Here is a 19485-nt window from a genome sequence, read left to right as displayed (position 1 = left end):
GGGGCCAAAGTGCGCCTATGCACGATGAGTGACGCGGCCCTGCCGCGCCCGGGGACTATTCCGCCTTGAACAGATGGAGGAAGGAGCGGCTGACCGGCAGCACTTCCGGCCGGTGCTTCAAGCTCACTTCGGCCGTCTCGTGCGCGCCGCGCACAATCTGGCGCACGGCATGCAGGTTGACCACCACGGCCCGGTGGATTTGCTGGAACTGCTCTGGATCGAGCTGCAACAGCAATTCCTTGAGGGAATTGCGCAGCAGCGCTTCGGCGGGTTTGCCGCCGTCGCGCCAGGCAACCAGCGTGTACTTGTCGTCGGACTTCAGGTAATCGACATCATCGACCGGTATCAGCCGGACGGCCGGGCCCACGCTGGCGCGCAGCCAGCGCAGCGCAGCGGGCGCTGGTTCCGGCGCAGGTGCCGGCGTGGCGTGCAGGTACGCCGCCAGTTGCCGCAACAGCGTCTCGCTGGCCGCGCCGGGCTGGATGGCCGCCAGGCGTTCGCGCAAGCGCGTCACGGTAGCGGCCAGGCGGGCCAATTGCACCGGCTTGACCAGGTAGTCGAGCGCGCCCTGTTCGAAGGCCCGCACCGCGTACTGGTCAAAGGCGGTGACAAAGACCAGGTGGGCGCGACGGCCGATCTGGCTGGCCACGTCCACGCCGGACAGGCCCGGCATGTGCACGTCGAGGAAGCAGACCGCCGGCCGGTACCGCTCGAACAGCGCGAGCGCCTCCGGTCCGTTGCGCGCTTCGGCCACGACCAGCAGCTCCGGCCAGCACTCGGCTAGCTGGCGCCGCAGGCTGGCGCGCAGCAAGGGTTCATCGTCGGCAATCAGGGCAGTCAAGGTCATGGCCATGCGGGGCATTCTATGGAAACACGGAAACCGTGGGGGGCAAGTTCGCTGATGCGCAAGGCCGCTTCGCCGTCAAACATCAGCGCCAGGCGCTCGCGCAGGCTGCCAAGTCCCGTGCCCAGGCCGGGGCTGCCTGCTTGCAGGCCAGCACCGGTATCGCTCACCTCGATACGGCAACGGCCATTCACCTCGGTAATGAGCACATCGATGCGCCCGCCATCCATGCAGGGATCGATGCCATGGCGCACCGCGTTCTCGATCAGGGTCATCAGGGTCATGGGTGGGCACTGCAGTCTTTCGCAGCCGGGCGCGACATCTATGCCGAACTGCAAGCGGTCTGGCATGCGCATCTGCATCAGCACCAGATAGGCGCGCACCATTTCCAGTTCCTGTTCCAGGCGGGTGGTCGCTTCGCTCAGGCGCGGCACGGCGGCCCGCAGATACGTGACGAGATGCGCCAGGACGGGCGCCGCATGGCTGGACCCCGCATCGAGCAGGGCTTGCAGGCTGGCCAGCGTATTGAACAGGAAATGCGGCTGGATCTGGGCCTGCAGCAGCCACACACGCGCATCGCGGGCCTGGCGTTCCAGCTCGCCGCGCCTGCGCTCGGCTTCGCGCACGCGGGCGTCGCGCTGGCGCAGCAGCGCGGCCATCGCTGTCCATGGGCCGAGCAACAGTCCCAGGAAACTGAGCGCGACATAACTCTGCAAGCGCTCGGGCACCTGCCAGAACGGCGGCGCACCGGCCTGGGTATTGAACAGATACAGGCTGGCGAGGGTCAGCACGATCGCCAGCGCCACGCCCACCACCTGCAACACCCAGTGCGGCAGCCTGCGGGGCAACCGGCGCGGCCAGCGCTCGAACAAGCCATACGCCAGCAGCGCTGCCAGCGCCGGCAGGAAGACCGCCATGGCCAGGTACCCTAGCGGGTCTTCCCAGGACAGGGTAAACAGGGCGAATTCGAATAGTGCAGCCAGCCCGGCCACGCACAATCGTCGCGCGGACAGGCAGGTTCGCAGGCCATCGATAGCGGAGCGCAGTGTGAACATGAATGTGACGGCCCCAGGAATTGCCATAAGAGCAGCAGAATAGGGCAAAGCCACGCGGCCCGCAATAGCGGCGGGCATGAAGCACGGTATCCTGGGTACGAGAGACGCCTGCGGCGCCTCGCTGTTGAAGGCGTCGCCGTCAGCGTATTGCTGTCGCCTGTGACCAGACGGCTTGCCAGCGCTCGTCGCGCCATTCGTAACTATCCGTATGCCAGTAGCGGGCGCGCGGCACGGTGTGGCCAGCGAAGACGATTTCCAGTTGCGCCGAGTAACGCAGGACGGCGGCCGTGCCGTACAGGCGCACGCTGATCGCTTCCGCTTCCCAGCTCACATAGCGCATCTGGCCGGAGGCGATGGCGCCCAGATATTGTTCCCGCGACAGCACGCTGCCGATAGGCGTGATCAGCTGGAAGTCATCGGCGTGCAGGGCGCGCGCTGCCTGCATATCGGCGTCCACGAGGGCGCGCAAACGGCTGCGTTCAGTGTGGCGCAACAGTTGCATCTGCTGTTCTTCAGTCAGTGCGGCATTCAAATCGTTCACGGCAGTCCTGTTCGAGTAGGTGATTGACACTTTGACGGTTTTTGTCCAAAAGTCATGTTGACACTATATATCCATAGTGTCAACATGCCAGCATGTCACTCCACCCCCTGAAAACCCAGCAGATACTCGATGCGGCGCTGGCCGTGTTTTGCCGTTACGGCTACCGCAAGACGTCCATGCTCGACATCGCGCAGGCGGCCGATATGTCGCGCGCCGCGCTGTATTTACATTTCAAGAACAAGGAAGACGTGTTTCGCGCCGGCTCCGAACGGGCGCATGCCACCGTCATGGCGCAAGTGGCAGCGGCGCTGGCCGAACCCGGCCCCGTCTTCACGCGCATCGAAACGGCGCTGCTGGCATTCCAGCAAGGCTTGATGGCGGAAATTTCAGCCAGCGCCCACGGGCAGGAGTTGTTCGACGCCAACATGACCATGGCCGCCGACATCACCTTGAGCGCGCGGGCGACGCTGGTGGCGTCATTGGCCGGCGCGCTGGAGCAGGCCGAAGCGGCGGGCGATATCGCGCTGCGCCGAGTGGACGCGGCTGCCGCGCAAGTGGCTGGCTTGCTGGTGGCCAGTATGGATGGCATCAAGCACACGCAAGGGGGAGGGGAGGCGTTGCGCCAGGGTATCGCGCTGCAGATGCGCGTGCTGGGCGCGGCACTGCTGCGCATGTGAGCAACCAAGCTCCCATGCGCAGTGGGGCCAAGGCTGTTACGGCAAGGTCTTCAGTACATTCTTCGTCGGCACAGAGAAATTATAGTTGTCGTGGCGGTCCCAGTTGATCGACCACGTCATCACGCCGCGGAAGTTCGGATACGCCTGCAGCGGCTTGATGGTGCCGCAGTTGAGCAGACGCGTCAGGCAATTCAGGGCATTGCTGACGTCGGCATTCGTCGTGAAACCGGAGCCGGCCGAACTGCGCCCCGACGGCACGCCAAAACCCACCTGGTCCGGGCGCAGGCCGGCGAAGGTATTGCCGCCATAATTGAAACCTTCGATCAGCATGCGCGCCGTGGCCACCAGTTGGTCGGCCGAGCCCGCCTTGATGGCACCCGTCGCGTACGGCGTGTAGATGTCGCCATTGTTGTAATACTGCGGATGCAGCACCGTCAACTCGCTGCGCAAGGCGTTGATGATGGGAATATAGGCGCCCCAGATGCTGCCATAGCTCGTGTATCCCCCTTCCACATACACCCATTCCGGCGCCATCGACAGGTAAAAGCTGCTGCCGACCTTGGTTTTCAGGTTTTTCACGGCGATCGGCAGGTAGGTCTGGATGGCCGCGCCTTGCGCCACGCCATTTTCCAGGTCCAGGTCGATGCCGTCGAAGCCATATTTGGTGATGATGGCGTACAGGCTGTTGGTGAAATTCGTCGCTTCGGCCGTGTTGCCGACGGACACGGAGCCGTTTTGCCCGCCCAGCGACAGGATGACTTTCTTGCCTTTCGCCCGCTTGGCGGCCACGTCGGCGATGAACTGCGCTTCCGTGCCGGCGCTCGGATCGATGGTCAGGCTGACATTGCCGCCGCCCGCGTTGTCGCCGAATGAGACGACAATCACATCCCAGTCATCGCTGACCTGGCTGATCGGGTAGGTGGCGCCGCTGGGATTGGTGAAGTTGTGCCAGTAGCCGATCAGCGCGTGCTTGGCCAGGCCGGTGGGCGTTGGTGTCGGCGTCGGGGTGGGTGTAGGCGTCGGTGTCGGTGTCGGTGTCGGGGTGGGGGTGGGAGTCGGCGTAGGTGTTGGGGTAGGTGTCGGTGTCGGTGTCGGGGTTGGCGTAGGAGTTGGCGTAGGAGTTGGAGTCGGTGTCGGCGTGCCGCAGTCGCCCACTGCCGTCCAGGGCTGGCCGCTGCCGGCGCCGCCACTGCTGGTCGCCGGATTATTGCCTTGCGTCCACCAATTGGCCGTGTAATTGACATTGTTGTAGCTGGCCTTGCCGCCACCGTTATAGGCCGTGCCGCTGTTCCACGGCGTAAAGCAGGCGGCTGCTTCCGTCGAGGCCGCCAGCAACTGGCTTGCGCTGGTGCTGGCAGCGTCGCCGCCGCCGCAGGCGGCCAGCGTCCCCCCGAAGAGGGTAATGATGAGGGTATTCATGACTGTCCGGTTCATCGCATCTCCTTGTGTGTTTTTAGTATGGCCGGGCGGCTGACACCGTCCGATTTTTCAGAGTGCAAGCATTGCAGGTGGTAGTCAACTGGTTTTGTTGATTGCGCAAGATCCCAATACCAGTTGTAGCGATACCCCAGGAGATGGGCGATGCGGGCCATACCAGTGGCTGTTTTGCGGTGCGCTGGTATGGTGCCGGGAATGGTGGTGGGAGCAGGGCGGGGAAGGGAGGCGGACTCTCTCAGCGGCTACGGCACTGTTTCCTGGTGCAATTCGGCATACGGCACGCGCGACAGGTCCAGCAGCATCTGCGTGAAAGCCACGATCTGGCGCTGCATCAGCCGGTAATCCAACTGGGTCACGGTGTCGATGCCATGGTTGAGCAGGTAGGTCGGTTGCGTGAAGTAATGCAGCGTAGGTATGCGCTGGGAAGCGCATAAATACTGGCGCTCGCCAGGCCAGGCGCCATACATCGCGCCGGGTTTGGATGGCGGCAGCACGAACGCGGGGGGCGCATCGGCCTGTTTCAGCATGGCGTAGGACGCATCCATCAGCGCCGGCGTGCGCGGCGAAAAGAGGATGGACGGTTCAAACCTGCCCGTGGGATGCAAGTAACCGTTGCTGTCGGGCAGCACTTCCAGCGCGCCCAGGTGCCCGATGGTGAGCATTGTGGCGATGCGCTGCATCAAGCCATCGTCCTTGTGCTGCTCGAAAAACTGTTCGGTACCCACGCCGCCCGCGAGATGGCCACTCGCCAGCAACAACATGACGCTGCGCGGCAGGCTGTCCCGCGGCAGGCGCGCCAGATACTGGGCCATGTCGACGATGGCGTTCGGTCCATTGTCTTCCAGCCCGTTCGTGCCGTCCGTGTGGCTACCCAGCACCATCAATTCCTCGGACTTGCCGGGGATGATGCCAACCAGGTTGCGCGTTTGCACCTGCCGCACGGTGGCCGCCATGGTCAGCCGCAAGACGGGGGCCGTACCGGCCAGCACTCTTTCACGCAGGCGTTGACCACGGTCGCGGTCGATAAACACGCCGGGCAGCTGGCGCACTTTGCCGTCGTAGGGCGCATACAGGCCGTCCGCCGTCATGGCAGGCGTATCCAGAATGACGATCACGCCCGCCGCACCGGCCGCCTGCAGGCTGTCCAGCAGGGTGACGAACGGCCACAGCACCTGGAACGGGCGCGCATACGGCGTGTCCGGCCCCATGGCGGGGTGCGGATCGTGCATGTGGACGGCGGATTGCTGGAAAACCTGGCCTGTCCACGCCACTTTGGGCATCTCGACGAGCACCAGCTTACCTGCCAGGCTGGCATCGGGGCGGGTCCCGGGCGCCAGATAGACGATGCGTCCCGTCATGCCGGTCGGCGGCGTCACGCCCGAATACGGAATGTAGCCGGCCGAGGGCAAGACGCCAGACCTGTCGTCGTGGACCACTTCCAGGCCCCAGTCTGCCGGTTGTACCGACCATTGCCGGAAGCTGACGGGTTCGAAGCGCAGCTGTTTGACACCGGCACGTGCCAGGCGTTCATGCAAGGCGTCGATATACGCTTCATGCCGGGGTGAGCCCGTGGCGCGCAGGCGGCGCTCGTCCAGGTCGACTTGCCAGTCCACCAGTTGTTTTCTGGACAGGAATTGCGTGGCGTCGACCGTCACGGCAGCCGATGCAGGCAGGGCGCGCGCCGGCCATGGGCCAGGCTTGCTGGCGCAGGCGGACAGGGAGGCTGCGATGGACAGCGCTCCGGCAAGCGACAGTAAGCGGCGGCAATGCGGTAAAAGAAGCGCGGTGCGTGGCTGCGCGTGGATCATGCGTGTCTTGAGACTTCTCATTCAAAATAGTCGGTAAATGCCTGGTTTTATTGCTGATTTCTCGGTATCTCTGGCAGTGGGAAGTTTGCCATGGCCGGCAATTTACCACGAGACAAGTCGATGGGCCGGCACGCATCACCGGGTTTTTCCTTTTTTCAAGCGCGCCGTGTTCCTTTCCTCAAAGAAAGCCTTTAACTTCCTGCATGGCACCGTGCCATGACGAGATATCTACGATGAGATCCCGGCAAATTCGGCGAATGGAACAACGCCAGGCTGGCGGCACACCTGAAAACGCACGGTGGTCTCGCGCAGTAGCGTGGCAGACCTGATCGCCAGCATCCTCGAAGCGCCAGACTTGCACCTGCACGCCAATTTTAGCGTGAACAAACCGAACATGGACGGAGGCAAGCCGTAGTTCATGTAGCGTGTTCAAGCCAAGGTATCCAGCAGCCTCGACAGCGGCGCGCAGATGGGGGAAATCGCATTTGCGATTGGGGAGTTGGCAAAATGGGCGGTTTCTCAAATTCTTCCAATACTTCGCATAATTTATATTATGTCAAATATAGGATCAAAGCAGGCGATACTTCTTGGCGATAGAACCAGGATAATGTCCCACCTTGCCATAATAGCTATCTAATGCAATGACCTGCCCATCTTGAATTGTGTGTTCTGCAAATGCCCAACTGATCATGCCACCAAGCTCGCCTATCAGGCCAAATGGCTGCCCCTTAAAGAGTTCATCAGGAGTACGACTAAAAACCACCCCATGCAACTTCTCATCCAATACAACAGCTTCGGCACGTTGTGGCGAATTTCCAAATCGCATTAAATAGAATGCAATGCGCTGATCAATCTCAGCATGAAGACCGGAACGTCTGATCTGCATTGCCGTGCATCAATGCGCCGCCGCGCCGCACGGCCATCGCCATGTCGATAGCCCCCACTTGACGCACTCGAACCAGACGATGCCGAGCACGGCGACCAGCGCGCACTGCAGCAGCAATGCCATGTCCGGTAGCGCGAAGGCAAACATGGCGCGGATGGGTGCCACGCCCAGCACCAGTAACAGCAACAGCGAGGCAGATATGCTGATCCAGGCGAACGCCCGGTTCGATTTGATCCCCCTCCTCCATGACGGCTGGGTCCATTGGCGATTGACATAGATCAGTCCCAGGTTCGACAGCACGAGGCTGAGGAAGGTCGTCGCGCGCGCCACCTCGTCGGAATTTCCCGTCCACCGCACAAACACGTGGAAGCCAACCAGCATGGCCAACAGCCCTGCCCCCTGCAGCAAGCCGCGCAGCAGTATTTCACGGTCGAACAAATGCATGTCCGGCCTCCTGGGTTTGCTCGTCATGGCATCGGCTTCGATCGGCTCGGCCTCGAACACGATCGAGCAGGCCGGGTCGATCACCATTTGCAAAAACAGTATGTGCACGGGCATCAGGAGCATGGGCCAACCCAGCAGCACGGGCAGGATGGACAGGCCAACGATGGGCACATGCACCGCGACGATGAAGACGATGGCCTTGCGCAGATTGGCAAACAGGCGGCGGCCATGCCGCACCGCCAGCAGCAGGGAAGAAAAGTCATCCTTGAGCAATACCAGCGCTGCCGCCTCGCGCGCGACGTCGGTGCCACGGGCGCCCATGGCCACGCCGATGTTGGCCGCCTTCAATGCAGGCGCGTCGTTGACGCCGTCGCCGGTCATGGCGACGATATCGCCACGGCTGCGGAAAGCTTGTACCAGGCGCAACTTTTGCTCCGGCGCGATGCGACAAAAGACGTCGGTATCGGCCAGGCGCGCCTGTAATGCCGTATCGTCCAGCGCGGCCAGGTCCGTGCCGGACATCTCACCGCTGGCCACGCCGGCGATACCGGCCTGCCGCGCGATCGCCAGTGCCGTGGCGGGATGGTCGCCCGTGATCATCACCACGCGTATGCCCGCCGCGTGACATTGCGCCACCGCATCGGGCACTTCCGGGCGTACCGGGTCGTGCAAGCCAAGCAGGCCCAGGAATTCAAACGCAAAGACATGCTGGTTGTCAGGCAGGGGCGGCGCGGCAAAAGTGGCGCGGGCGACGCCGATCACGCGCAAACCATCCTTCGCCATGGCCAGCACCTGGGCCGCGATGGCGGCGGCGCGCGCCGGCGACAGATGGCACAGATCGATGATGGCCTCGGGCGCGCCCTTCGCCGCCACCAGGAACTCGGCACGGTCCGGCGATTGCCACACCCGCGACATGGCCAGCATGTGCCGCGACAGCGGATAATCGTCGATCAGTTGCCAGTCGGCATGCAGGTGTTCCGTATTCGCCAGCAGGCGGGCGCCCGTCTGGCCGATGGCCGACTCCATCGGGTCGAACGCGCGCCGATGACTGGCCAGGACGGCATATTCGAGCAAGCCGTGCAGCTCTTCCTGCAAGGCAGCGGCAGGATTGCCCTGACAATCGTGGGTGGAGGTCTCCGAGCAGAGCCGGGCCACGTCCATGCGGTTGGCCGTCAGCGTGCCCGTCTTGTCTACGCACAGCACCGTCGTCGCGCCCAGCAATTCGATTGCGGGTATGCTGCGCGCCAGGATGCTTTCGCGCCCCAGGCGCCAGGCGCCCAGGCCCAGGAAAAGCGTCAATATCACCGGCAATTCTTCAGGCAGCACCGCCATGGCCAGCGTCAGTCCGGCCAGCAAGCCTTGCAGGGCGTCGCCGCGCAAGCACCAATAGGTCAATGCCAGGCCGGCGGCGAGACACAAGCCGCCGATGGCGACATGCCTGACGACGCGCCGTGTTTCACGTTGAATCGGCGTCAGCTCGCTCCCCATGCTGGCGAGCGATGCGCCGATGCGGCCAAGCGCGCTGTGCGGGCCGGTGGCGATCACCAGGCCGCTCGCCGTGCCTTGCGTGATCAGGGTGCCGGAATACACCAGGCTGTCCAGACTGCCGCCAGACCCGCCGGAGCCATGCTTGACTAGCGGCACGGATTCACCCGTGAGCATGGACTCGTCAGCCGTCAAATTCGATGCGCTGAGCAGCGCGATATCTGCAGGCACGCGGTCGCCCTCGGCCAGCAGCACCAGGTCGCCGGGCACCAGTTCCCTGCCTGCGATGCGCTCCTGTTTCCCGTCGCGTATCACCAGGGCGCGTGGACTGGAGAGGTCGCTTAGCGCATGCAGCGAGCGTTCCGTGCGCCGGCGCTGAAAAAAAGTGATGCCCATGACGATGCAAACAAAGCCCAGCAGCATCAGCGCTTCATTGCGGTCGCCCAGCAGCAGATAAATGACGCCGCAGGCGACCAGCAGCAAAAACATCGGTTCGGCAACGACATCGAGCAGCAAGCGCCCGGCACTCAAGGGACGCGAGGCGGGCAAGGCATTCGGCCCATTTTCCAGCAAGCGCTGCGCCGCTTGCGCTGTTGTCAGCCCTTCACTGCCCTGCGGCTGCGACATGGCATCCATCCTTTTTCTGAGAGGCAACTTGTAGTGGCTCGTCGTGATTGCGGCATCAGGATTTTGGCGCAGGCGATCATACAGGTCGCACTTCCGTCAGCGAATCGACGACGACCATATACTGCCCCGGCCATTCAATGAGATGGCGGTCCGCTTTGAGCACCCACAAATGCCGACCGTCCATACAAAGTCTGTGCCGACATATCGGTGACATTGGCATCGCTCAGCGCCTGCTTTAACAGCGCCACATAGCGTGCCTGCTCGGCCGTTGGCACCTCCAGCCGATGATCCACTTCGCGGGCGAATTGCGCGCGCCACGCGTCGGCGCTCAGATCGGGCGGCGCCGCGAGCACCGCCAGCGGCCAGAGCGCTACGCCCAGGAATAACATCATGGACGAATGCAATACAACCGGCATGCCATCCTAACATCATATCGCCAGCGTCATGTTGTCAATCACCATGCTCACGCCGTGTGTTCCCCGAGCCGCGTGCCGGATTTGCGCCGCATCCAGCGACGCGGCCCAGAACTGCTTCCGGGCGCCATCGTTTGCCCGGCGCCGCCGCATGCGATGCAAGCAAAAATTGTGCCGCATCAGCGCATTCAAGGTGCGTTGCGCTGCGACGGGTCGCGCAGGAACGCCGGTGATGGGCCCGTCACGCCGGAACGGTCACGCTCGCGCCTGGCGGCCACCGCCCACCACAGCAACTGCGAGAAGGTGCGCTCCATGTAAGAGGTCCAGCGGGTGCCGTCCACCTCTGCGGAAAATCTGCCATCGGCGCAGAAGACGGTGTGTGCGGCCGGAATGTGGATCATGGCCGACACCGGCAAACAGCCCAGCTCGGACAGAAAAGCGCGCATGCCCACCGCCGCCCGCACGCCGCCCCACTGCCCCGCCGAATAGGTGACGATGGCACTGGGCTTGAAGGCGAACAGGGAACTGCCAAAATGGTTCAGCAGATGCGCCAGTGCCGGACTCATCGAATGATTGTATTCGGGGCTGACCATTACGTAGGCGTCGGCGCTGGCAATCTCGCCGGCCAAGTCTTCCAGCGGCGCCGGCGCGCGCCCCTTGGCGTAGGCGAAGTGCGGTTTGAACGCCGCGCCCAGGTCGTAGTCGAGCGGATCGACGAGCACCACTGCGTGGCCATCGCGGCCGCACTGTGCCACGCAGGCCCTGGCCACGCGCTCGCCCACGCGCGCCGGCTGCGGGGGCGTGCTGGTGCGAACCGAGCCGAGAAATACCAGAATCTTCATGCTGCCCTTTCCAGCCCATGCCCTGGCTGTGTCATTGTTCATCCATGGGCCTGCGAGCAGCCCGTGTCAACCGCGGCTGGCCTGCTTGTGGCCTCATGCTACAGGGATGGCGATGCGCGCAGATATCCGTGATGAATCCTCTCATTGATAACTGAGGCGCAGAGCCAGCGCCGCCAGCGTGAGCAGCAGCACGGGCAAGGTGAGGACGATGCCGACGCGGAAGTAATAGCCCCAGGAGATGTGAATCTTCTTGCTCTCGAGGACATGCAGCCACAGCAGGGTCGCCAGGCTGCCGATCGGGGTGATCTTTGGTCCCAGGTCGCTGCCGATGACATTGGCATAAATCATCGCCTCGCGCACGGCGCCCTGCGCCGTGGTCGGATCGATCGACAAGGCGCCGATCAGCACCGTCGGCATATTGTTCATGATCGAAGACAGGATGGCTGTCAGCACGCCGGTACCCATGGCCGCGCCCCACACGCCATATTGGGCAAAGTAATTGAGTACGCCAGTGAGGTAGCCGGTCAGGCCCGCATTGCGCAAGCCATACACGACCAGGTACATGCCCAGGGAAAAAATGACGATCTGCCATGGCGCATTACGGATGACTTCGCGCGTGGGAATGACGTGGCCTTTGGCGGCGACAGCCAGCAACAGTGCGGCGCCGACGGCGGCCACGGCGCTGATCGGCACGCCCAGGCGCTCGAGCCAGAAAAAGCCGATCAGCAGCAGCGCCAGAACCAGCCAGCCAGCCTTGAAGGTCGCCAGGTCGCGGATCGCGGCGCCGGGGCGCTTCAGTTGGGAGACGTCATAGTCTTGCGGAATGTCCTTGCGGAAAAACCACATCAATGCAAGCAGGGTCGCCATCACCGCCACCGCGTTGACCGGCACCATCACGGCCGCATACTCGGCAAAGCCGATCTTGAAATAGTCGGCTGACACGATGTTGACCAGGTTCGACACCACCAGGGGCAGGCTGGCCGTGTCGGCGATAAAGCCGGCCGCCATGACGAAGGCCAAGGTCGCTTTGGCTGAAAACTTCAGTTCGAGCAACATGGCGATCACGATGGGCGTCAATATCAGCGCCGCGCCATCATTGGCAAACAGCGCAGCGACGGCGGCGCCCAGCAGGATCAGCAAGACAAACAGCTTGCGGCCGCTGCCGCCGCCCCAGCGCGCCACGTGCAGCGCGGCCCACTCGAAGAAACCGGCCTTGTCGAGCAGCAGGCTGATGATGATGACGGCGATAAACGTGCCTGTGGCATTCCAGACGATGTGCCAGACGACGGGAATGTCCGACAACTGGATGACGCCAGCCAACAGCGCGACGCCCGCACCGAGGGCCGCGCTCCAGCCGATACCCAGGCCGCGCGGCTGCCAGATGACCAGTACCAGCGTGGCCAGGAAAATCAGGAAAGCGGTCAGCATGCGAGTGCCGCCTTTTTTGCGCCCGCCCCCGTGGCATGACCGGGATCGTCCACGCCACGATGGCTAGGAAGCACAGGGCCCAGGCAGGCCGCCCAGGTTGGATGACTAAGATTGGCTTCTGCCAGGATGGAGCGGCAAGGGTTGCCAGTACACGGAACGTTCATGAGTTTTCGAAAAAGAGTGAAAAGTAAGGCCTGCCGTGATCTGCGGACATACCGCGGCGCTCGCCGGCTAGACGGCGCTTTGCCCGATGGCTTTGATCTCGTGCTGGATCGCATTTTTTTCCAGCATGTGCAACGGCAGGCTGATAAAAACATTCATTCTGGTCATGATCTGGCGAAACACCTTGTGGAATACCGCGCGCTTTTCTGCGTCGGTGCCGGTGGCTGCGGCCGGGTCTTCGAAACCCCAGTGCGCCGACAGCGGATGGCCAGGCCAGTACGGGCAGACCTCGCCAGCGGCGTTATCGCACACGGTAATGATGAAATCCATGTGCGGTGCCTCCGCGGTGCCGAATTCATCCCAGCTCTTGCTGCGCAGTTTGTCTAGCGGAAAGCCGGTCGCTTCAATTTGCTCGATGGCGAACGGGTTGACGCTGCCGCCCGGATGGCTGCCAGCGGAAAAGCCGCGGAAGCGGCCTTTCCCCATGGTCGAGACGAGCGCCTCGGCCATCACGCTACGGGCTGAGTTGCCGGTACAGAGGAACAACACGTTGTATACTTTTTCGGTCATGACGACTCCTTCAATCACTGCGTTGGGGGTGGGTTCTGTCCGGCTCAAGCGATGCCGCAGGCTGCGCTTTGCCACGTAGTGCAAGGCGCACTACCGCAGCACTTCCCACTCAAAAAGCCGATCAGGGCATGCATACGCCAGTTGCTTCGATGGTCAAGCGCGAGGACGACATTCACGCTTTCCATGTACCAATTTATTCAATGATTCTATAATAATAGAATTATGGAATTAATGTAAACCTGTTTTTATAGATGCCAGATAATCCTACGGAAATTTACTGGGGCGTACTTGGCAGCATTACGCGGGCTCGCCATCCACAAGAGCGATCTCGCCGGCGAAGCAATAGCCGACCGAATGCACGGTACGGATCGGGATGTCGATGCCGGTCTGGCTGACGATTTTTGCCCGCAAGCGACGCACCAGCGAATCGAGCGAGCGGCCGCTATGGTAGTCATCGCGCTGATACAGCTTGGTCAAAATCGTCTTTTTCTGTACCGGCAGGCCGGGCCTGATTGCCAGCAATTCGAGAAACATCAATTCCTTCAGGCTAAGCGCGACTTGGACATCCTGGGCCAGACGGAGTTCCCATTGCGTGACGAAAATAGTCCACCGCTGCGGCACGTCTGCCGCCTCAACGGTCGTTCTCTGCACGCGCTGTGCGATACTGCCGATCACCGCCGACAGTTCACGGCAGTCAACCGGCTTGACCAGATACTGGTCTGCGCCAGATTGATAGCCTTTGAGCTTGTCTTCTAGCGCGCTACGCGCGGTCAGGATGATGATGCCCATGCTGGTATTGGCGCGCACATATTCGGCCAGTACATAGCCTTCCTGATCCGGCAGGCCAACATCGATCACGGCTATCTGACAATCGCATTTGGGCAAAGCCTGATAAAACTCGGCCGCGTTGCGCACGCCGATGATCTGCATGCCATTCAAATCCAGCCATTCCACCACGCTATCGCGCAAATCCTCATCATCTTCTACCAATAACACTCTAATTTTTGATGGCACCGCTGTGCGCCTCCTCTACAGGCAAAGGCAGGGTGATTGTCGCTGAAGTGCCGCCGCCAGGACGATTCACCAGAAATATGCTGCCTGAATGTTGACCAATGATACGCCGCACCAGATACAGGCCGATGCCGCTGCCGGCGACGCAAGCCGTGCGGCTGCCACGGAAATACTTGCCATACACCTGATCGAGCTCCTGCTCCGGAATACCGGTGCCATTATCGTCGACCGTGAGGAACATGGTGCCATCATTTTTCGTCAACTGCACGCTGACGTGTCCTTGTTTCGGCCCATATTTGATCGCATTGTCGAGCACATTCAAGAACGCCGTCTTCAGCAACTTGCGATCCCCATGCAAGACGACGGGTTGCGTACATGTGAACTCAAGCCGTGGCGCGCGCTCACTCCAGAAATCGGAGGTTTCCTCGATAACAGCGCAAAGAAAATCCGGCATGAGGATAGGTTCATGGAGGAGCTCCGCTTTCCCGTCACTATGCTGATCCCTCTGCAGTGCGGTTTCTGCCACTTCAACCAGGCGCAATACCGCGCGCTGCATCTTTTCGAGGTTGGAACCGAAGTGCCGGTCGCCGGACCGCTCCTTGCTTTGCAAAATATCCAGATTGGTGCGGATGACAGCCAGCGGCGTCCGGTATTCGTGCGAAAACATCGCCACAAAGCGTGTCTGATTTTCCAGCGCTTCCTGTTTGGCTTCCAGTGACAGCAGCAGTTGATGCTTGATACGCTCAAAATATAGCAGCAGCAAGGCCGGGAAAAACAACAAGGTTCCCGCCAGAGGCACGAGATAGACCGCCACAATATTGACCTGGGATATCAAAGCAGAACTCAATGCTGCTGGCGGATAGAATAAAACGGCGATGCGCAAGCCATGCGCCGCAATCAGCATCAATAAACCGATTATCGCCATTTCTCGCGCATACCCAAGCTTGCTGGAAGCAGCTTCCGGATTTCCTGCCAATAGCGTTTGCAGGCATTGTACAAAAACCAGAATCAGGCTGGCACTGCAGAGAAATGCGCGCGAGGAAAACGCCGCATTATTTTCCAATAACAGCAAATAGGCACATGCAAACAAAGCGACAAGAATATACGCCCAGCGACTTGCTCTTTTCCCAAAGAACACTCTCAGCCCGATCCACACGAGGATACAGCCAGCAAACAATGCGATATTTCCTGCCATTAACAGCAAGCCGGGTGGGCGGAAGGCATTGAATATAATGATGGTCATTCCAGCGGCCGTCAGCACTCCGGACAGGGCCCACAGCCGCGTATAACGCTCGATGGGCGCGGCAAAATAGACGCCGATCATCGTTGCCGAAATACATAGCTGCGTGATGGATAATGCAATGCTGGCTGTTTGATGATCCATGGGGGCAGTTGGGCAAAAATATTTCCAGAGAATCCGGTATTGCGCATATCTTACCAGATCGGCAATAAGCGAAAATCAGAAGCCCTTGCTCGCGACCAGCCAGGCACGCACCGATGACGGCCTGGCCAGCATAGCCGGCGCCGCCCCCAGACGCGTTGCCACCGAGACGCTCGCGCGCCACTGCTCGGGGCCGGCCCAGTTCAGGCCGATACCGGCACCGGACAAGGTCGCGCTGTTCTCTGCCTTGCTCCAGGGATGGCGATTGACTTTGACGCAGGCGCTGTCAATAAACGCCAGCACCTGCCATTTCCCGTACAGCAGCGGCCCCAGCTCATGGCGCATTTCCAGCGTGCCGGCATAACCGGTGTCGCCGGAAATGGCGCCGATATCATAGGCGCGGACGGTGTAAGGGCCACCTGCCGTCATCTTTTCAGCAGAGTCAAGATTGCCGTCAGCCCATTGTCCACTTAAGTTGAAGTACAGCGAATCGCGCGGCGTCAGCCCCTGCAAACGGGCGATATTGGCATTCCACTTTGAAAACCGGCCGCGCGTGCGTGCGGTGGAGGCATCCGCTGCCGCAGCGGAGACATTATCAAATCCGGTACGCCCGCTGGTCCAGCCGAGACTGGCCATGCTCATGCCGCCAGCGAGCAGATCGTCGCGCAGATCGCCGGTCAGGCTCACGATCCAGTTATCCAGGTGCCGGTCGGTACGCAGGCTGCTGACATCGATATGGTCGCGCAGATTTTTGGCATCGTATTGCAATTGCGCAAAGAGGTTGTGGCGCTTGCTGCGTATCAATGGCTGCTTCGCCCACAGGCTGGCAACCTTGGCAGTGCCATTGGCATCGAGCGCACTGGCGGTGCTGCCCAGTTTGTAGTGCAATGCCGAATAGGCGCCCCCTACCCTGGCCCCCTGGCCGTTGAGCAAGGTGTCATATCCCACCCGGCCATAATTCATGCCCTCAGCCGTGCTGATCACGTTGGCGCTCAGAATATCGCCATGATGAAACGGATTGACGATATGAAAGTTAGCGCTCAGGCGGGTGCGCCCGATATAGCGGTTGCCGTAGTTATCCAGCGACACATTCGCCAGGGCAAGGCGGTTGTAGCGCGCTTCGACATCCATGTCGGCGGTGCCTACCGCCGCGCCTGGCTTAAGGACCGCATTCACGCGCACGCCGGGCACATCGGACAGCAATAACAAGGCACGGTCCAGTTCGGCATCGGCAATCAATTGCCCGCCACTCAGCGGAATCAGGCTGGCCTGGAGCAAGGCGTCGCTGACTTCGCTGTGGTTATTGAGACGGACTTTGCCGTAGTGTGCCTCGACGACCTGGATGGCGATGACGCCGCCGGTAATCGGCTGGACCGGGATGAGGGCCCGTGTCATTGGAAATCCATGGCCCTGGTAATACGCCGTGATGCGTCCCGCCAGTTCGTCAAGTTGCGGCAAGGTCAGACTTTTACCTTCCTGATCGGCGACCAGCGCATGCAGCGTCTCTGTGGAAAACGCGGTATTGCCGGTAATGCGCAGCGCATTCACTTGAATCGGCTGCGACGGTGGCAAACCGGCATCGCTTTTCGGTCTGACTTCCAGCGTCGGTGCATTCGGCGGCGCTGCTGCAGGAAGCGCCGGTTTTAATTGTTGCAGAATCGAACCGGCATCGGGCGGCGTCTGAGGGGCGGCGGAATACGATTCAAGTGGTGCCAGCAGCAATGCGGCGCACAAGGGCTTCATCAGGAAGGATTGCTTGGTTTTGGTGGTCATGTATTTCTTATTTTGTGATGCTGTTGGCGACGAGCGGCAACTGTATGCCGCCATTCAGAATTTGCAGCGTCGGCGCTGGCGTGCCAAATCCGCTGCGGGTATCGAACAAGCGGGTGACGGCCGTTTCCTGTGAACGCCCGGTGCCGCTGGTGCCAGGCTCGGTCTGCTGCACTAGCAGCGTGGAAGACAGGTCCAATGCCTGCGGTTGCGCCAGGGCCTGCGGCGGCAACACGGACGATTGCAACTGCGTTACCGCGCTCTGAATCTGCTGCCTCTGCGTGGCACTGACGTTCACGATCGGCGTATCGGGCACGACGACGGGCACGGCCCGGATGCTGGCAAATGCGCGCGATTGTCCCACAATGGTGTAATTGCCGATATCGGCCCCGCCATAAACACTGCTCAGACTAACCGCCTTGCCGTCACCAACGGCCGCGTCAGAGAACTGGCCAGTCGAAGCAATCGTAATCACATCCGACCCGAACTTGCCGGCCAGCGTGACATTGCCGGTGTTGACAGTGACCCCCGTGGTGGCGTCATATGCTTTATCGACCGCAGTGATGCCGCTGACCGTGATCGATGCCGGCGTAATGCTGGCGCTCAACACGCTGTGATCGGCGAAATTGTAGTTGCCGGCGTCAGCGCCGCTCAGCGCGTAACCGCTGACAGTCACCGCTTTGCTGGCGCCGACATGTTTGTCCGCAAAGCTGGCAGTTCTCGCACCGCTCAGAGAGACAACGTCGTGCCCCATGAGGCCCGACAGACTGGCGGTGCCGTTCAGCGCCGCCGTGGCCGTGGCATCGTAGACTTTGTCGGCGGCAGTCAGGCCCGCCAGTGACAGATCGGCTTTGCGAATGGTGGCGCTCAAGCCCGTCGGCTGCGTGACGACGTAATTGCCGGCATCCACGCCGGCCAGGCTGAAGCCGGAGACGCTGACCGTCTTGTTGGCGCCCGCATCTTTGGTCGCAAAGCTGCCCACGCCCTGGCCGGCCAGGCTGAGGTTATCCCCCGCGACCATGCCGGCATACGCCACGTTCGCCGTATTCAATCCCGCTGTCGTCGTCGCATCGTAGGTCTTGTCGATGGCGCCGATGCCCGTCAGGGTGATGCCCCTGGCCGTCACCGTATAGCGGCTGCCGGCCGTGCCCAGCACATTGTAGTTGCCGGACACTCCACCATTGCCGCTGCCGCCCAGGACCAGACCCGTGGCGCTGGCAAGCGCCGCTCCTGCTTGCACATTCTTGCTGGCCAGGTTGGAAACATCGCCGGAACCGCTGACGCTGAAAGTCTGTCCCGCCACGCCCGTAGCCGTCAGCGTGCCACCCGCGACCAACGCCGTGCCATCGTAGGTCTTGCTGCCGGACAGGACCAGGTCGGCCTTGTGGATGGTGGCCGTCACGCTAGCCGGCTGCACCAGGTTGTAATTGCCCGCATCCATGCCCGTCAGCGCATAGCCGCTGACGCTGACGGTTTTTCCAGTACCGGCGTTGGCGTCGGCAAAGCTGCCTGTACCCGTGCCGACGAGCGAGACGACGTCGCTCAGCAAGCCGTTCACGCCGGCCGTGCCGCTCAGTGTTGCGCCGGCGCTTGCATCGTAGGTTTTATTCACGGCGCTGATGCCCGACACCGCCAGATCCGCCTTGCCGATGGTCGCCATCAAGCCCGTCGGCTGCGTGACGACGTAATTGCCGGCATCCACGCCGCCCAGGCTGAAGCCGGACACGCTGACCGTCTTGTTGGCGCCCGCATCTTTGGTCGCAAAGCTGCCCACGCCCTGGCCGGCCAGGCTGAGGTTATCCCCCGCGACCATGCCGGCATACGCCACGTTCGCCGTACTCAATCCCGCTGTCGTCGTCGCATCGTAGGTCTTGTCGATGGCGCCGATGCCCGTCAGGGTGATGCCCCTGGCCGTCACCGTATAGCGGCTGCCGGCCGTGCCCAGCACATTGTAGTTGCCGGACACGCCACCATTGCCGCTGCCGCCCAGGACCAGACCCGTGGCGCTGGCAAGCGCCGCTCCTGCTTGCACATTCTTGCTGGCCAGGTTGGAAACATCGCCGGAACCGCTGACGCTGAAAGTCTGTCCCGCCACGCCCGTAGC

The 19485-nt window shown here is 61.8% G+C and carries 16 protein-coding genes; 1 reads left to right on the top strand and 15 read right to left on the bottom strand.

Features of this window, described 5'->3' with window-relative positions; all coding sequences use genetic code 11:
- Positions 1-55: 55 nt before the first annotated feature.
- The 3 genes from ACQ4WS_RS21000 to ACQ4WS_RS20990 form a co-directional block, all read right to left on the bottom strand.
- Positions 56-847 (bottom strand): LytR/AlgR family response regulator transcription factor, encoded by a 792-nt coding sequence (locus tag ACQ4WS_RS21000; protein WP_436478961.1) that lies wholly within the window; start codon positions 845-847, stop codon positions 56-58.
- The gene (locus tag ACQ4WS_RS20995) at positions 844-1899 is read right to left on the bottom strand and encodes a sensor histidine kinase (RefSeq protein ID WP_436478960.1); all 1056 of its coding nucleotides are present in this window, start codon (positions 1897-1899) and stop codon (positions 844-846) included. Before ACQ4WS_RS20995 ends, ACQ4WS_RS21000 begins: the two co-directional genes overlap by 4 nt.
- A gap of 139 nt (positions 1900-2038) precedes the next feature.
- Positions 2039-2440, bottom strand: coding sequence for a nuclear transport factor 2 family protein (locus tag ACQ4WS_RS20990; protein ID WP_436478959.1), 402 nt, complete (start codon positions 2438-2440; stop codon positions 2039-2041).
- A 92-nt stretch (positions 2441-2532) separates the two neighbouring features.
- Here ACQ4WS_RS20990 and ACQ4WS_RS20985 point away from each other — a divergent pair, with 92 nt between their 5' ends.
- Complete coding sequence (locus ACQ4WS_RS20985; protein ID WP_436478958.1) at positions 2533-3117, top strand: TetR family transcriptional regulator; 585 nt, start codon at positions 2533-2535, stop codon at positions 3115-3117.
- Between the two features lie 36 nt (positions 3118-3153).
- Here the strand turns inward: ACQ4WS_RS20985 and ACQ4WS_RS20980 are convergent, their stop codons facing one another.
- The 12 genes from ACQ4WS_RS20980 to ACQ4WS_RS20925 form a co-directional block, all read right to left on the bottom strand.
- The gene (locus ACQ4WS_RS20980) at positions 3154-4536 is read right to left on the bottom strand and encodes a chitinase (protein ID WP_436478957.1); all 1383 of its coding nucleotides are present in this window, start codon (positions 4534-4536) and stop codon (positions 3154-3156) included.
- 260 nt (positions 4537-4796) lie between these two features.
- Entirely contained in the window at positions 4797-6362 is a 1566-nt protein-coding gene (locus ACQ4WS_RS20975; RefSeq protein ID WP_436478956.1) for a M28 family peptidase, read from the bottom strand.
- Positions 6363-6930: 568 nt separating this feature from the next.
- Complete coding sequence (locus tag ACQ4WS_RS20970) at positions 6931-7248, bottom strand: hypothetical protein (protein ID WP_436478955.1); 318 nt, start codon at positions 7246-7248, stop codon at positions 6931-6933.
- A 9-nt stretch (positions 7249-7257) separates the two neighbouring features.
- Entirely contained in the window at positions 7258-9804 is a 2547-nt protein-coding gene (locus ACQ4WS_RS20965; protein WP_436478954.1) for a cation-translocating P-type ATPase, read from the bottom strand.
- 134 nt (positions 9805-9938) lie between these two features.
- Complete coding sequence (locus ACQ4WS_RS20960) at positions 9939-10196, bottom strand: hypothetical protein (RefSeq protein ID WP_436478953.1); 258 nt, start codon at positions 10194-10196, stop codon at positions 9939-9941.
- 209 nt (positions 10197-10405) lie between these two features.
- Entirely contained in the window at positions 10406-11059 is a 654-nt protein-coding gene (locus ACQ4WS_RS20955; protein WP_436478952.1) for an NADPH-dependent FMN reductase, read from the bottom strand.
- 141 nt (positions 11060-11200) lie between these two features.
- Positions 11201-12487, bottom strand: a complete 1287-nt coding sequence (locus ACQ4WS_RS20950; RefSeq protein ID WP_436478951.1) for an arsenic transporter — start codon at positions 12485-12487, stop codon at positions 11201-11203.
- 231 nt (positions 12488-12718) lie between these two features.
- Positions 12719-13219: an arsenate reductase ArsC gene (locus ACQ4WS_RS20945; RefSeq protein WP_436478999.1), complete on the bottom strand. Its 501-nt coding sequence runs from the start codon at positions 13217-13219 to the stop codon at positions 12719-12721.
- 297 nt (positions 13220-13516) lie between these two features.
- The gene (locus ACQ4WS_RS20940; protein WP_436478950.1) at positions 13517-14209 is read right to left on the bottom strand and encodes a response regulator transcription factor; all 693 of its coding nucleotides are present in this window, start codon (positions 14207-14209) and stop codon (positions 13517-13519) included.
- A gap of 7 nt (positions 14210-14216) precedes the next feature.
- Entirely contained in the window at positions 14217-15614 is a 1398-nt protein-coding gene (locus tag ACQ4WS_RS20935; RefSeq protein WP_436478949.1) for a sensor histidine kinase, read from the bottom strand.
- A gap of 75 nt (positions 15615-15689) precedes the next feature.
- Positions 15690-17384: a ShlB/FhaC/HecB family hemolysin secretion/activation protein gene (locus tag ACQ4WS_RS20930; protein WP_436478948.1), complete on the bottom strand. Its 1695-nt coding sequence runs from the start codon at positions 17382-17384 to the stop codon at positions 15690-15692.
- A 7-nt stretch (positions 17385-17391) separates the two neighbouring features.
- A partial coding sequence (locus ACQ4WS_RS20925; protein WP_436478947.1) for a beta strand repeat-containing protein occupies positions 17392-19485 on the bottom strand: 2094 nt, incomplete at its 5' end.

The organism is Janthinobacterium leeuwenhoeki (genome assembly GCF_051380795.1).
GTDB lineage: Bacteria > Pseudomonadota > Gammaproteobacteria > Burkholderiales > Burkholderiaceae_D > Janthinobacterium.
This window is presented reverse-complemented; position numbering and strand designations above follow the sequence as displayed.

Bases quoted from the DNA above. Each gene is read 5' to 3' on its own strand.
- ACQ4WS_RS20985 (WP_436478958.1), top strand. From the start codon at position 2,533: ATGTCACTCCACCCCCTGAAAACCCAGCAGATACTCGATGCGGCGCTG.
- ACQ4WS_RS20950 (WP_436478951.1), bottom strand. From the start codon at position 12,487: ATGCTGACCGCTTTCCTGATTTTCCTGGCCACGCTGGTACTGGTCATC.
- ACQ4WS_RS20955 (WP_436478952.1), bottom strand. From the start codon at position 11,059: ATGAAGATTCTGGTATTTCTCGGCTCGGTTCGCACCAGCACGCCCCCG.
- ACQ4WS_RS20965 (WP_436478954.1), bottom strand. From the start codon at position 9,804: ATGTCGCAGCCGCAGGGCAGTGAAGGGCTGACAACAGCGCAAGCGGCG.
- ACQ4WS_RS20930 (WP_436478948.1), bottom strand. From the start codon at position 17,384: ATGACCACCAAAACCAAGCAATCCTTCCTGATGAAGCCCTTGTGCGCC.
- ACQ4WS_RS21000 (WP_436478961.1), bottom strand. From the start codon at position 847: ATGACCTTGACTGCCCTGATTGCCGACGATGAACCCTTGCTGCGCGCC.
- ACQ4WS_RS20960 (WP_436478953.1), bottom strand. From the start codon at position 10,196: ATGATGTTATTCCTGGGCGTAGCGCTCTGGCCGCTGGCGGTGCTCGCG.
- ACQ4WS_RS20980 (WP_436478957.1), bottom strand. From the start codon at position 4,536: ATGAATACCCTCATCATTACCCTCTTCGGGGGGACGCTGGCCGCCTGC.
- ACQ4WS_RS20995 (WP_436478960.1), bottom strand. From the start codon at position 1,899: ATGTTCACACTGCGCTCCGCTATCGATGGCCTGCGAACCTGCCTGTCC.
- ACQ4WS_RS20935 (WP_436478949.1), bottom strand. From the start codon at position 15,614: ATGGATCATCAAACAGCCAGCATTGCATTATCCATCACGCAGCTATGT.
- ACQ4WS_RS20975 (WP_436478956.1), bottom strand. From the start codon at position 6,362: ATGATCCACGCGCAGCCACGCACCGCGCTTCTTTTACCGCATTGCCGC.
- ACQ4WS_RS20945 (WP_436478999.1), bottom strand. From the start codon at position 13,219: ATGACCGAAAAAGTATACAACGTGTTGTTCCTCTGTACCGGCAACTCA.
- ACQ4WS_RS20970 (WP_436478955.1), bottom strand. From the start codon at position 7,248: ATGCAGATCAGACGTTCCGGTCTTCATGCTGAGATTGATCAGCGCATT.